The sequence below is a fragment of the Acidobacteriota bacterium genome (genome assembly GCA_009861545.1).
In the GTDB taxonomy this organism is placed as follows: Bacteria; Acidobacteriota; Vicinamibacteria; order Vicinamibacterales; family UBA8438; genus WTFV01.
In genome coordinates, this window is sequence record VXME01000157.1 from 58,578 (window position 1) to 71,441 (window position 12,864).

Here is a 12,864-nt window from a genome sequence, read left to right on the forward strand (position 1 = left end):
TTAGAAGTCGTAGCCTATCCAGATCGACATGCGCACCTTGCGGAAGTAGTCACTGCCGCGCAGGAAGCCGGCGAACTGCGCCTCGGTCGCGAAAACCGTGTCTTCCCACTCCCGATTGAAGAGCGTCGGCCATGTCCAGTCGATGTGGACGGGGAAACCGATGGCGAACGTCGTGAGACCGAAGCCGTACGAGGCGCGTGCGTTGTTGAGACGGAACCCCTTGATCGGGACGGGCAGACCGAAGACCGGCTCCGAGGCCTGCCCCTCGACGTTCGCCAGGTAGTTCGCGCGGTAGCCGGTGATCGGTCGCACCCATTCGTCGCCCGTGGACCACAGGTTCCAGGGCTGACCGGCAATGGCCGCCGCGCCGATGTTGAAGAAGAAGGTGCCCCGGATGCCGCCCAGGATGCCGATGGGCGTCGCCATCGCCTCGACGAGGGGAAAGCGCAGCTCGACGTTGCCGAAGAACGCCTTGTGGCCGAGGAAGTGCAGGTAGTCGTAGCCGCGCATCTCGGACTGGCCGCCGAAGAAGATGAAGTCGGGGAAGTCGCCCCAACTGTTGAACGCGCGCCCGCGAAACGCCAGGACCCCGTTCTCGGCGACCCGCAGGTAGTAGCGGGCATCGAGATCGACGGTCTGGCGCGACAGAAACCCGCCGAACCCGGGCGCGTACTCGTAGCCGGCCATCACCGTGTTGCCGGCGACCGGGCCGTACTCCCGGAAGACGGTCGTCTCCTGGAAGAAGCGGGTGCCGAACGGCATGAACGAGCCGTCGCGGAAGAGCGTGGTTCCGAACTGTTGTTGTTGAAACGCGTCCGACTGCGCCTGCAGCGCCTCGTTGGCGAACGTCTCGTTGAAGTTGTAGACGCCCGCGGAGAACTCGACCCGCCGGAAGCGGTCGAGCGGATAGATGCCGATGGCGCTGCCGCCGTTCGACCGCCGCGTGGCGATGGCGTCGTCGCGGCTCAGGAAAGCCAGGCTGGGAGCGAAGTACGCCCCGAGACCGTAGAAATACTGCTCGGACGAGATGCCCTGCAGGGCGTACTGCAGCCGGCCGGCCAGGTTCACGTATGACGCACCGTAGGTGCGGTAGGTCTGGATGGAGTAGGCCTGGATGTTGAACACCTGGTCGCCGAGCACGTCGGCAAAGCTGATCATCGTGCCGCCGAGCACGTCGCCGCTATTGGTCAGGCCGACGCCGAAGTTCGGCCGGCCCTGCATGTACATGTTCTCGAACCGGCCCTTGCGCCGCGAGTTGGCGGGATTCAGGGTGTGGGTCAGCGGCGCCTGGAAGTCGATCAGCGGGCCCGGCCCGCCGAAATCGGTGGCGTCGGCCGTATAGAGCGGCTCGTCGTACTCGATGGTGTACAGCCCGTACTCCGCCCTGAAATAGGTGATGAACCCGATGCGTGGCAGGTCGGATTCTTCATCCGGCGAGAGGACGACCGGATTGACCACGCCGGTCGCATTGTCCGTGAGCTGGTGCAGCGCGCCGTTCTCGAGATCGAGTGTCCAGAGATTGAAGATCTCGCCGTCGCGGGCCGTCTCCGGGTCGATCGGCTGCGTCGGATCGACCGCGGTCGAGGCGAACACGATGGTACGCTCGTCGATGAACTGCCCGCCGGCTTCGTCATGCGTTCCGAAGGTCAGTTGCCGGCGCTGTCCGGTCTCCCGATCGAGCCGGAACAGCTTGTTGTTGCCGCTGACGCGCGCCAGATAGACCACCGAGCGGCCGTCCGGCGAGTAGAACGGCGCGTAGTCGGCCAGCGCGCTGTTCGTCAGGTTGGTGATCTCCTCGGTCTCCAGGTCGATCTCGTAGATGTCGCCCACGGCGCGGTTCAGCGCGGCGAAGACCACCGAGCGGCCGTCCGGCGAGAAGTCGGGCGATTCCGGCTCGTCGACCACCTCGAGATCGATCAGCCGCTCGATCTCGCGCGTGACGATGTTCTGGACAGCGAGCGCCTTGCCCTTGCCGTGGCGCACGATGTACGCGATTCGGTCGCCGTCCGGCGACCACGACATCCAGGGCACGGTGTTCCAGCGGGGAGTCTGGGCGATGTAGTCGAACCCGAACTCCTGGTCGAATCCCTCCGTCAGGTTCAGGATGACCTCACCCGTCCGGGACGACAGCAGCACGATGTCGGCCTCCCGGTCCTTCCGGTTGACCGCAATCGCCGCGATCACCTCGCCCGAGGGAGACGCCTCGAGCGAGTAGACCACCGGATAGCGGCTCCGCAGGGGATCGGGAGCGAGATTGCGCCCGTAGTCGGTCGGGCGCTCCTTGTCGCGAAACGCCTCGAACCGGTCGTCGAGATAGGACTTGAACGCGTCGTCCCATTCCTCCGCCTCGAGGTCGAACGCTTCCTCGTAGGGGTCCTCGCCGCCGCCGATCGCATTGCGCCGGAGCGCGAAGAGGAACTGCCGGATCCCTTCGAGTCCCCAGCGCTCGTCGATGAACTCGAAGACGGCGTGGCCCAGGTTGTAGACCACGCGTCCGCTCGCGAAGCCGCCGTAGCCCTGGAACTCCGTCATGGACGGCACGATGTCGGCGACCGCCACGTCCCGGACCTGCATCAGGTCGAGCGGACGCCAGACGCCGGCCATGAACTCGGCGAGTCCTTCGTCGACCCACAGCGGGACCGTCTGCCGGATCATGGACCGCGGGATGATGTCGAACTCGAAGATGTGGGTCAGCTCGTGCGTGATGAGGCGGTAGAGTCCGTCGGGCGGCTCGTCGATGGGCAGCGCGATGCGGTTGCGGTAGGGCTCGGCGAACGCCCCGACCCCTTCCGGGCTGGCGCCGGGGAAGATGTTCTGCTGCTCGAACTCGCTGTGCGTCTTGAAGACCACGAGGGGGACGCTGAACGCCAGATCGTGACGCAGGTCGGCGCTGAGCTGCTGGTACGCGCTCTCGGCGTAGGCGGCCACGCGCTCGAGGTGCTCCTCGAGCTCCGGGTAGTAGTAGATGTCGAAGTGGTCCGTCGTATAGATGTGCCAGTCGAACTTGTCCCACTTGACGCGGTTCTTGCCGTAGTACGGCGCAAACTGCTGAGCGGCGGCCGGCGCGGCGATCGCCGCGATGAGCAGCGCGACCAGCGCGGTCATCCACCGTCGGGATTGGCGTTCGGGGTGGTTGCGGATCATGTGAACCTCACGGCGGCCGGCGGGCCGGGTGGCTTGGCCGATGGACAGCACCTTCAGCCATCTTATCCCCTGGTCCGGCCGCCGGCAATTGCAGGAATCTTCGGAAGCAAGGCGCGTGCCGCTCTTGCGCGCGGGGGGGCGGACGAGACTGTCGCCTGCCGGTGACGCCGGCGCACTCGCAGGGGGACACTGCGCGCGGAAGCGGGTTCGCCGGGTCCCTTGAGATTCACCCGTCGCAGGCGTTAATCTGGAGGTGGGCGACGGGTGGCGCCGTCGCTTACCCGCCCGTGAAGGCCGGACGCGGTCCCGGGACGGGCAGGGCGCCGATTCAGCAGGAGAGGATATGACAGCCAGGCGGTGGATCGTAGCAATCGGTGCGGCGTTCGCCCTCGCGTTCCTGACGCTGCCGGCGGTGCGCAGCGCCCCGTTGCTCTCGTTTGCGCCCTTCGAGCGCGGCACGACCCAGGAGGGACGCTGCGACGCCGACGCCAAGCCCGCGCCGCTCGACTTCACGCTACGCGACATCGACGGCAACGCGGTGAACCTGGCGGAGCTCAAGGGCAATGTCATACTCTTGAACTTCTGGGCCACCTGGTGCGGTCCCTGCAAGATCGAGATTCCCTGGTTCGTCGAGTTCCAGCGCCGGTACAGGGACGACGGGCTCGTCGTGCTCGGACTCTCCGTGGACGACACTCCCGAGCAGATCAGGCCCTTCGCCGCCCAGTTCCAGGTCAACTACCCGATGCTGGTGGGGCTCGGGCGGGAGGATTTTCACCAGGAAGCGTACGGGCCGATCTGGGGCTTGCCGGTCACTTTTTTCATCGATCGGGACGGTACCCTGTGCCGTACGCACATGGGCATCGCCACGCGCGAAGCGTTTCAGCGAGACATCGAGGCGTTGCTGTAGCGGACGGCCGACGGCGCGGCGTGCCGGACGCGGTTCCGGCCGGGAATTCCGCGCGGCTGTAGTATCATTCCGTATGCTCAAAGGATTCGAGCACGCTCGGCTTGCGTGCGGGTGCCGTGTCAGCTTTCGTGATGGTGTCGAGGGCAGTCCGGTGACCGTGGTGATCGACCGCAAGGGGCCGGCGTGCCGGGTCCCCGTCCACGTGGGCGGTTTGCCGGTCTACGACCACCGCGAAGCGCTCCGCCCGCCGACCAGGCTGATTCCGCCCATCGAGGGCGACTACGAAGAGGAAGGTTAGGCGAGTCGCCGCGGAGCGCCTGCCGTTGAGCCCGATGTCGCAGCTCTCCTCCGAGTTCGAGTTCGGTTGTCCTTGTTGCGGCGCGATTCTGGTGGTCGACGCCAAGCTGCGGCGTCTGATCTCGCATCGCCAGCCCCCGCGCGAGGACGTACCGGAACTCGGTGACGCGCAGCGCATTCTGGCCGCCGCCGCCGCGCGCCGGGAGGCGATCTTCGAACGCTCGGTCGCCGATGAGAAAGGGCGTAGCGATGCGCTGTCGAAGCGCTTCGACGAGGCGCTGAAGCAGGCGCGCGCCGAGCCGGTCTCCCGGCCGGCGCGAGATTTCGACCTCGACTAGAGCCTGGCCGCAGAACGCAGCGGCGCGAAGTCTGTCGCGCCCGAAGGAGCGCCCGCGGCCGGCCGGCCCTTCCCCGAATGCCTCGCTACCGGGTCGGTACCTCCGGCTACAACTACCCCGAGTGGAAGGGCTCCTTCTACCCGGAGAAGTTTCCGCAGAAAAAGATGCTCCCGTACTACGCGGAGCGGCTGGACACGGTCGAGATCAACTACACGTTCTATCGCCTGCCGACCCAGCGGCTACTCGCGGGCTGGTCGGCCGTGACGCCGGCCGGCTTCCGCTTTACGCTCAAGGCGCCGCGCCGCATCACGCACGAGGCGCGGTTGGCCGACTGCGCCGAGATCACGCGCGCATTCTGCGGCGCCGCGGCGACCCTCGGCGACAAGCGCGGGGCGCTGCTGTTCCAGCTTCCCCCGTGGTTCCGCAAGAACGTCGACGTGCTCGCGCGATTCCTCGACACTCTGCCGCCGGACGCCCGCGCGGCCTTCGAGTTCAGGCACGCCTCGTGGCACGACCCGGCGGTCACGGAGCTTCTGGCCGCGCACGGGGCGGCGCTGTGCATCGCCGACAGTGAGCGACTGCGGACGCCGATTCACGTGACCGCCCGGCACGGCTATTTCAGGCTGCGTGACCAGGGGTACGGCGACGCCGACCTCGCCCGGTGGGCCGAGACGATCACCGGCAGCACCGGTGATTGTCAAGAGGTCTACGTCTACTTCAAGCACGAGGAGCGCGGGGCGGGACCCGACTTCGCGAAGCGTCTGCTCGAACGCCTGGCTCCGGGCTGAGCGCGGGTGCGAGACCCGGCGTCAGCGGAGATGGCGGCGCGCGAAGTCGATCGCCGTCCGTTCGGCCCAGTACCCGTCGAAGCCGGGGGTCGGATCCGCGTAGTAGCCGCAGTGCCCGCCGTGGCGCGTGATGGCAGTGGTGAGGTTCGGATTCGCGGCCGCCGCCGGGTCCCGAAACTGCTCGGGAGGCACGAAGGGGTCGTCCTCGGCGCTGATGATCAGCGTCGGCGCCGCGATGCGGTCGACGACCCGCAGGCTGCTGGCCCGGTGGTAGTAGTCCGCGGCGTCCCGGAACCCGTGGTGCGGCGCCGTGAACGCATCGTCGAACTCGCGGACGGTGCGGATTCGGTCGAGCGCGCCGAGGTTGAACGCGCCGGGCAGGACGTTCGCCTTTCGCCGCATGCGGCGCTTCAGGTTGCGCACGAAGTTCCACTGATAGATGGCGTTCGGCCGTCGCTCGAGCGCGTCCACGCACCGTCCCAGATCCATGGTCGGCGAGATGGCGCAGACCGCGCGCAGGGCGGGCGGGGGCGCCGTGCCGGCCAGCCGCAGCCCGAGGTTGCCGCCCAGGGAGTACCCCACCACGGCGATGGCCGGCAGGCGGTCCACCTCGGTCAGCTCGCGAATGACCGCGGCGGGATCGGACGAGAGTCCGGAGTGGTAGAGGCCTTGCGACAGATGCTCGGTATCCCCGCAGTTGCGCTGGTTGAGCAGCACCACGTTGAGGCCGGCGGTGAACGCCTTGTCCGCCAGCCCGCGCATGTAGTGCGCGTTGCTCGAGCCCTCGAGACCGTGCAGCGCCAGCAGCGTGGGCCGCGCCGACGGCGACCGCTGCCAGTGACAGTGCGCCAGCACGCGTGCGTCCGGGGCGACGTCGAAGTAGCGCCGCACCGGCGCCGGCAACCGCGGAAAGTGCCGCGGTCTGGCCCACGTGTAGAGGGTCATCCTGTGCCCGCCGTCGAGACCGCGGGCCGGTAGGAACGCACGAGGGATATCCACGTTCATGCGCGCCGGTTCAATCCCCGTCGCTCCGGGAATCGCGCCGCGCCATCCGGGCGTCGTCGCGCAGATCGTACACCGCGAACCGATCGTTCCGGTGCACCAGCGGCAGGTCGATGGCGTGCTCCGTGATGAGGTAATCGAGGTCGTGGCGTTTGGCGAGCCAGCGCGCATGGGCCGCCTCGAGCGCTGCGAAGTCGCCGAGCTCGGCGATGCGGCTGCTGATGCGTGCGGCGATGGCTCTCGAATATATGGCGATGCCGATGTCCTTGACCGATTCGAGGTAGACATCGCGACTGGCGGCCGCCCGGACGCTCGATCCGTAGCGCCAGGCGTGCCCCGGATCGGTCAGGAAGTTGGTGCCCACGGGGCGTTCGCCGGCCCATCGCATCACGTCGGTCCACTCCGACGCCGGCAGGTCGATCTCGATCAGCGGGTGGTCGGCGCGTTCGACGAACGTCACGTAGCCTCCGCGCGCCAGGGACGCGAGAACGATCAGGACGATGGCGGCGCGGCGCACGCGCGGCTGGAGCAGACGGGCGGCCGTCGACCGGAGGAGCCCGTGCCCGCGAACTGCCAGGGGGCTCTCGACCACGAGCCACGCCGCGTAGGCGATGGCAACGACGTCGAGCAGCCAGAAGATCCGGCTGAACTGCAACTGGACGACGAGCGCCACGCCGATGGAGGCCAGCGGAACCGAGACGAGAAAGAGCGCCAGAAGCACCAGGCAGCCGGCGACGATTCCCGTCTCCCGACGGGTGGCCACGCCGAGCGACAGGCGATAGTCGTAGACGGCGGCGATGATCGCCGTCAGGCCCAGGTTGGCGAACCAGGTCATCATCGGCCACTGCGTCGCCAGCAGATAGTCCTTGGATTCCAGCAGCGTGCTCCAGGCCGGGCTCATCACGTCGAGTTGCTCGCGGAACCCGCCGACCAGGAGCACGACGGTCACCGGCAGCAGCGCGGCGACCACGATGAGGATCGGCCGGCGGGCCGCGGGGTCGGCCACCAGGCCGGCCACGCCGACCAGCATCACGAACCACAGCGCGGTCGTCGGATGGAACAGGCAGGCGCCGGCGACGGCCGCCACTGCGCCGACCATGTGGCCGCGAAGGAAGAGGCCCACCGCCAGCAGCCCGACGGCGAAGCCGAGTTGCCGGGGATGCAGGAACGCCTCGATCGAGTTGACGGCCGTGTCCGGAATCCGATGGCGCAGCGTCAGAGCCGCGGCGAGCGCGGCAACGCCCCACCAGGTCCGATACAGCGAACGTCCCAGGACCACGCACGCGGCGTAGAGCAGAGCCAGCCCCGCCAGGTAGGCGGCGAAGAATGCGACCGGCAGACTCTGGCCGCTCAGCCTGACGAGGGGCGCGAACCAGTCGTCGAATGCGAGCAACCGGTTCTGGACGGCGAGCAGCGCCGCATCGTGCGGAAAGAGGCCCGGCTCGAGGTTCTGCAGGACGATGGGAATGTAGAAGGCCTGGTCGGAAACGCCATAGCGGTAGCCGCCCACGTTGAGCAGCGCCAGCAGGCAGAAGGCCGGAGCACCCAGGGAGAGAGCGACGCGGCGGACAGTGGTCGGTTGCATGTCTCGATGGTCGGCGAGGGGACATAGGGCTTATCGACACGACACGAAGTTTCGTGCAGGGACGAATTTTGCCGAATCCCGTCGCGCGGCCGGGCGGCGTTCGTTGCCGGGCGGGCTCCGGCGGGGTGTGTGGCATAATGCGCCGCGTGCGGCTGCGGGAAGTCAATGTCGGGTGCTTCGGCGGCGGAACCGGGCTGCCCAGCCTGCTCGGCGGCCTCAAGCAGAACCCGTGGCTGCGGGTGAACGCCGTCGTCACGATGTTCGACAGCGGCGGCAGCTCGGGTCAGCTTCGCGACGAGCTCGGCGTGCTGCCTCCCGGCGACGTGCTGAAGTGCGCGCTCGCGCTCGCCAGGAACGAGGGCGAAGCCCGGCGCCTGCTTCTCTCGCGCCTGCCGGCCCTGGAGAACGGCCGGCTTCGCGGGCATACCGGCGGCAACCTGCTCCTCTCGATGATGGAGCAGTACAGCGGCGATTTTCTCGCCGCCGTGGACGGCTTGCGGACGCTGCTCGACTGCAACGGCCGCGTCCTGCCGGTCAGCGTGGAGCAGTCGACCCTCTACGCGGAGTACGAGGACGGCTCGCGCGCGGTCAGCGAGGTCGGCGTGGACCGCGAGCAGACCGATGGGCGGCGAATCAGGCGGATCTGGCTCGATCCGGAGCCGAACGTGCACGGAGCAGCTTCGGAGGCCATCCGCGGGTTCGACGCCGTGGTGATCGGGCCGGGAAGCTTCTACACCAGCCTGATGCCGATCCTCCTGGTCCGGGGCGTGGCGGAAGCGGTTCGCGCGACCGCGGGGCCCATCGTGCTCGTCACGAACATCCTGACCGAGGGACGGGGAATGCACGGTTTCTCGGTGGGCGAGGCGGTGCGCCGCGTCGGAGACGCGATCGGCCGGCCCGTGGACGTCGCCATCGCCAACAACGCCACACCGCCGCCGGACGTGCTCGCCCGGTACGCGAAGGAGCACAAGGAGCTGCTGCCCGTCGGCGACATTCCCGCGGCGTGCGAGCTGGTCACCGGTCACTTCTCCCAGCGCCAGATCGCCCGTCATTCGCGCCGGCGCCTCGCCTACGCCGTCTGGAGCGTCCTGGCGCAACGGCTCCTGCAATAGCCGTCAACCCCGGCGGGCGAGGATCTTCCTCGCGGCCCGCTCGATGACCTCACGGGTCAGGGCGGCGGCGCGGCCGTTGCCGGCGGCCGTTGCCGGACGGCCGGTGATCCAGAGCTCCGGCATGTCCGCGGCCAGGATGTCGTCGAAGTCTCCCTCGCTCTTCACGCTGAGGGGCGCGACCGCCGTGATGTCGATCGGCCCCGACCAGAAGTCGGCGTGCTTGATGAGCAGCCAGTTGCGGCCGCGCTGCCGCGGCGCGGTTCCGGCGCGGTCTCGGGTGCGCACCAGCGCCCAGGAGCCCTTGAGCTTGTAGCCGTCGAGCGAGAACTTCAGGTCGCCCTTCTCCAGGGCGGCGCCCACGTCGTCGACCTCCGGCTTCCAGGCGCCGTGGTCCCACAGCATCACGATGCCGGCCCCGTAGCCCTCCGGGATGACGCCCTCGAAGCTTCCGTACTCGTACGGATGGTCCTCGGTCCGCACCGCCATCCGCTTGTCGGCCGGTTGCAGCGACGGACCCTTGGGTACGGCCCACGAGAGCAGGACGCCGTCGTGCTCGAGCCGCAGGTCGTAGTGGAGATGGCTGGCGAGGTGTTTCTGGACGCAGAAGTAGCCGTCCGGACCGTTCGCGGTCGCCTGCCGCCGTCGGTTCCGGCGGGCCGCGGCGCCCTCCGGTTCCGGCGTCCGACTGAAGTCCCGCTTGCGCCGGTATTCGTCGAGCGCCATCGACCGCTCATTATGATCCACAATGGCCGGCATGCTGACGGCGGTCATCGTCTACATGTCGGTGCTGGTGCTGGTCGGCGCCTGGCGCAGTCGCCGCGTCCGGACCGGCGACGATTTCCTGGTCGCCGGGCGGCGGCTGCCGGCGCGCGTGCTCGTCTTCACGCTGCTCGCCACCTGGATCGGCTCCGGCAGTCTGTTCGGCGGGGCCGGGCTGGGCTATCGTTCCGGCTTCTCCGCGCTGTGGCAGTCGGCCGGCGCGTGGGTGGGCATCGCCCTCGTCTATTTCATCGCCCCGCGCGTGCGCCGCATCGCGCAGTACACGGTGCCCGACATCCTCGAGCTGCGCTACGGGCCGGCCGCGCGCGTGCTCGGGACGCTGACCACCGTGCTGGCCTACGCCACCATCGCGGCGTACCAGTTCCGCGGCGGCGGTCGCCTGCTGGCTCTGGTGGCCGGGGTCGATCCGGATACCGGCGCCCTGATCACGGCCGTGTTCTGCATCCTCTTCACGTCGCTCGCCGGCATGCTGTCGATCGCCTACCTGGACGTCGGCAACGGCCTGGTGATGACCGTTGCGGTGATGTTCGGCGTCGCGTTCCTGATCGGCGACGCGGGAGGCCTCTCGGCTTCGCTCGCGGCCCTGGAGCCGCACCAGGTGTCGCTGTTCGGGGACATGGGCGCGCAGGCGGCGTTCGCTCTGTTTCTGCCGACGATGTTCCTGCTGCTCGGCGAAGCCAACATGTACCAGAAGTTCTTTTCGGCGCGGGACGAGCGCGCGGCGCGCCTGGCCGTCGTCGGCTGGATCGCCGGCACGATCGTCGTCGAGACCCTGATCGATTCGATCGGCATCTTCGGCAGCCTGTCCCTCGGCGGACTCGGTGTGGCGGAATCGGAGGAGATAGTCATCCGCGTCGCCACCGACGCGCTGCCGCCGGTGCTCGGCGTGCTGTTGGTCTGCGGCGCCGCGGCGATCGTCGTCTCCACCGCGAACAGCTTCCTGCTGACGCCGTCGACGAACCTGATCCGCGACGTCTATCAGCGCTTCGTCAACCCCGCCGTCACGGATCGGCAGGTGGTGCTCTACACGCGCCTCATCGTGGTCGCGGTCGGCGCTCTCGGTTATGTCGCCGGAAGTTTCTTCCCGACCATTCTCGCGATGGCGCTCTGGGCCTACACGATGTACGGGGCCGGCATCACGCCCGCGCTCCTCGGCGCGCTGCTGTGGAAGCGGGCGACGCGGGCGGGGGGCGTCGCGTCCATCCTGGCCGGCATGCTCACGACGCTCGTCTGGGAGATCGTCGGCCTGGCGCGTGCCGTCGACGGGAATCCGGAGTACCTCTTCGGTTGGCAGACCGCCTACCCGGCGCTCGCTCTGTCCATCGCGACCCTCGTGGTCGTCAGTCTCGCGACCCCGCCTCCCACCGCCGCGGAGGTCGAGTTGCGACCCGCCGGGCCATGAGAGTCGCTCTCGTCGCCACCTACGAGCTGGGCCGCCAGCCGTTCGGCCTTGCGTCGCCTGCGGCCTGGCTGCGCCGCGCGGGGATGGACGTCGCCTGCCTCGACCTGTCGCGCGAGCCGTTCGACGCCGGCGTGGCAGAGGCCGGCCTCGTGGCGTTCCACCTGCCCATGCACACCGCGACGAGGCTCGCGATCCCGGTGATGGAGCGCGTCCGACGACTCAATCCGGGCGCCCGTCTGTGCGCCTACGGCCTCTACGCGCCCCTCAACGGCGAGTTCCTCCGCTCGATCGGTGTCGATCACGTGCTCGGCGGCGAGTTCGAGGCCGATCTGGTCCGCCTGGCAACCGAGGTCTCGACCGGCGGAGCCGGTTTCGTCCCGGCGTCCGGTCTCCCGCGGCTGGAGCTGATGCCGCCCTGGCGCGCGGGGTTGCCGCCGCTCGATCGCTACGCGACGCTGCAGCAGGGCGCGGTCCGGAAGATTGCCGGCTATACGGAGGCGAGCCGTGGCTGCAAGCACGCCTGCCGCCACTGCCCGGTCGTCCCGGTCTACGGCGGCCGATTCCGCGTCGTGAGCCCGGACGTGGTGATCGCCGACGTGGCGGCGCAGGTGGAGCAGGGAGCGGAGCACGTCACGTTCGGCGATCCGGACTTCTTCAACGGCGTCGGGCACGCCATGCGGGTGGTCGAGGGGATTGCACGACGGTTTCCCGGTCTCACCTACGACGTCACGATCAAGGTGGAACACCTGGTCGCCCATGCCGACCTGCTGTCGCGCTTGCGCGAGACCGGCTGCCTCTTCGTCACCAGCGCCGTCGAGTCGTTCGACGACTCGATCCTGCGCCGTCTGGAAAAGGGCCACACGCGCGACGACGTCGCCCGCGCCGCGGCGCTCTGCCGCACGGCCGGACTGACCCTGACGCCGACCTTCGTGGCCTTCACGCCGTGGACCACCCTCGACGGCTACCGCCGGATGCTGGCCGAGATCGAAGCGCTCGATCTGGTCGAGCAGGTCGCCCCGATCCAGCTTGCGCTGCGGCTGCTCGTGACGGCCGGATCCGGGCTGCTCGAGCTGGAGGACCTCCGCGGGTGGATCGGTCCGTTCGATCGCGAGCTCCTGGTCTACCCGTGGCGGCATCCCGATCCCCGCGTCGACCGGATGGCCGACGACGTGACGGCTCTGGTCGGCCGGCGCCTCACTGCTTCCCGGCGCGACGTGTTCAACGCCGTGCTGTCGTGCGCACACGAAGGACGCGTCCCGCCACCTGCGTATTCGAGGGCGGCGAGGCGGAGGGCCGAGGTTTCATACCTGAACGAGCCGTGGTACTGCTGAGTCGAGCCCACGACCGGGCAGGTGGCCCTGGTCTGATACCGGCGTGGATCCTCGCTGCTCTGCCGAGGGCTATAGCCGTGGGCGCTACCGCGGACGGCGTGACGCCGGCTGCGGGCTAGGAGTCTGCGCCGCAGAACGCAGCGCAGCGAAGTGCCGCGGCGCAGGGTCATGGAGTGGG

General features: G+C 68.8%; 9 protein-coding genes. 6 read left to right on the plus strand and 3 right to left on the minus strand.

Going from position 1 to position 12,864, the window contains the following annotated elements; translation table 11 throughout:
* Positions 1–3,714 carry a hypothetical protein gene (locus F4X11_24440; protein MYN68127.1) on the minus strand — a complete coding sequence of 1,238 codons (3,714 nt, stop codon included), beginning with the start codon at positions 3,712–3,714 and terminating at the stop codon, positions 1–3.
* Between F4X11_24440 and F4X11_24445 the strand changes: the two genes are divergently transcribed.
* The 3 genes from F4X11_24445 to F4X11_24455 all read left to right on the plus strand — a co-directional run bounded on the left by F4X11_24445 (position 3,488) and on the right by F4X11_24455 (position 5,474).
* Complete coding sequence (locus tag F4X11_24445; GenBank protein ID MYN68128.1) at positions 3,488–4,051, plus strand: TlpA family protein disulfide reductase; 564 nt, start codon at positions 3,488–3,490, stop codon at positions 4,049–4,051. The genes F4X11_24440 and F4X11_24445 overlap by 227 nt on opposite strands.
* 389 nt (positions 4,052–4,440) lie before the next feature.
* A complete protein-coding gene (locus F4X11_24450) occupies positions 4,441–4,686 on the plus strand; it encodes a hypothetical protein (GenBank protein ID MYN68129.1) in 246 nt (81 codons plus the stop codon).
* 77 nt (positions 4,687–4,763) lie between these two features.
* Positions 4,764–5,474, plus strand: a complete 711-nt coding sequence (locus tag F4X11_24455; GenBank protein MYN68130.1) for a DUF72 domain-containing protein — start codon at positions 4,764–4,766, stop codon at positions 5,472–5,474.
* A gap of 21 nt (positions 5,475–5,495) precedes the next feature.
* Here the strand turns inward: F4X11_24455 and F4X11_24460 are convergent, their stop codons facing one another.
* Complete coding sequence (locus tag F4X11_24460) at positions 5,496–6,764, minus strand: alpha/beta fold hydrolase (protein ID MYN68131.1); 1,269 nt, start codon at positions 6,762–6,764, stop codon at positions 5,496–5,498.
* A 1,434-nt stretch (positions 6,765–8,198) separates the two neighbouring features.
* Between F4X11_24460 and F4X11_24465 the strand changes: the two genes are divergently transcribed.
* Positions 8,199–9,173 (plus strand): YvcK family protein, encoded by a 975-nt coding sequence (locus tag F4X11_24465; GenBank protein MYN68132.1) that lies wholly within the window; start codon positions 8,199–8,201, stop codon positions 9,171–9,173.
* 3 nt (positions 9,174–9,176) lie between these two features.
* Here F4X11_24465 and F4X11_24470 read toward each other — a convergent pair whose 3' ends face one another.
* Positions 9,177–9,896, minus strand: coding sequence for a hypothetical protein (locus F4X11_24470; protein ID MYN68133.1), 720 nt, complete (start codon positions 9,894–9,896; stop codon positions 9,177–9,179).
* A 22-nt stretch (positions 9,897–9,918) separates the two neighbouring features.
* On the opposite strand from F4X11_24470, the gene F4X11_24475 reads away from it, so the two are divergent.
* Positions 9,919–11,355, plus strand: a complete 1,437-nt coding sequence (locus F4X11_24475) for a sodium:solute symporter family protein (GenBank protein ID MYN68134.1) — start codon at positions 9,919–9,921, stop codon at positions 11,353–11,355.
* Entirely contained in the window at positions 11,352–12,686 is a 1,335-nt protein-coding gene (locus F4X11_24480) for a radical SAM protein (protein MYN68135.1), read from the plus strand. The genes F4X11_24475 and F4X11_24480 overlap by 4 nt, the downstream gene beginning before the upstream one ends.
* The last annotated feature ends 178 nt before the right edge of the window (positions 12,687–12,864 follow it).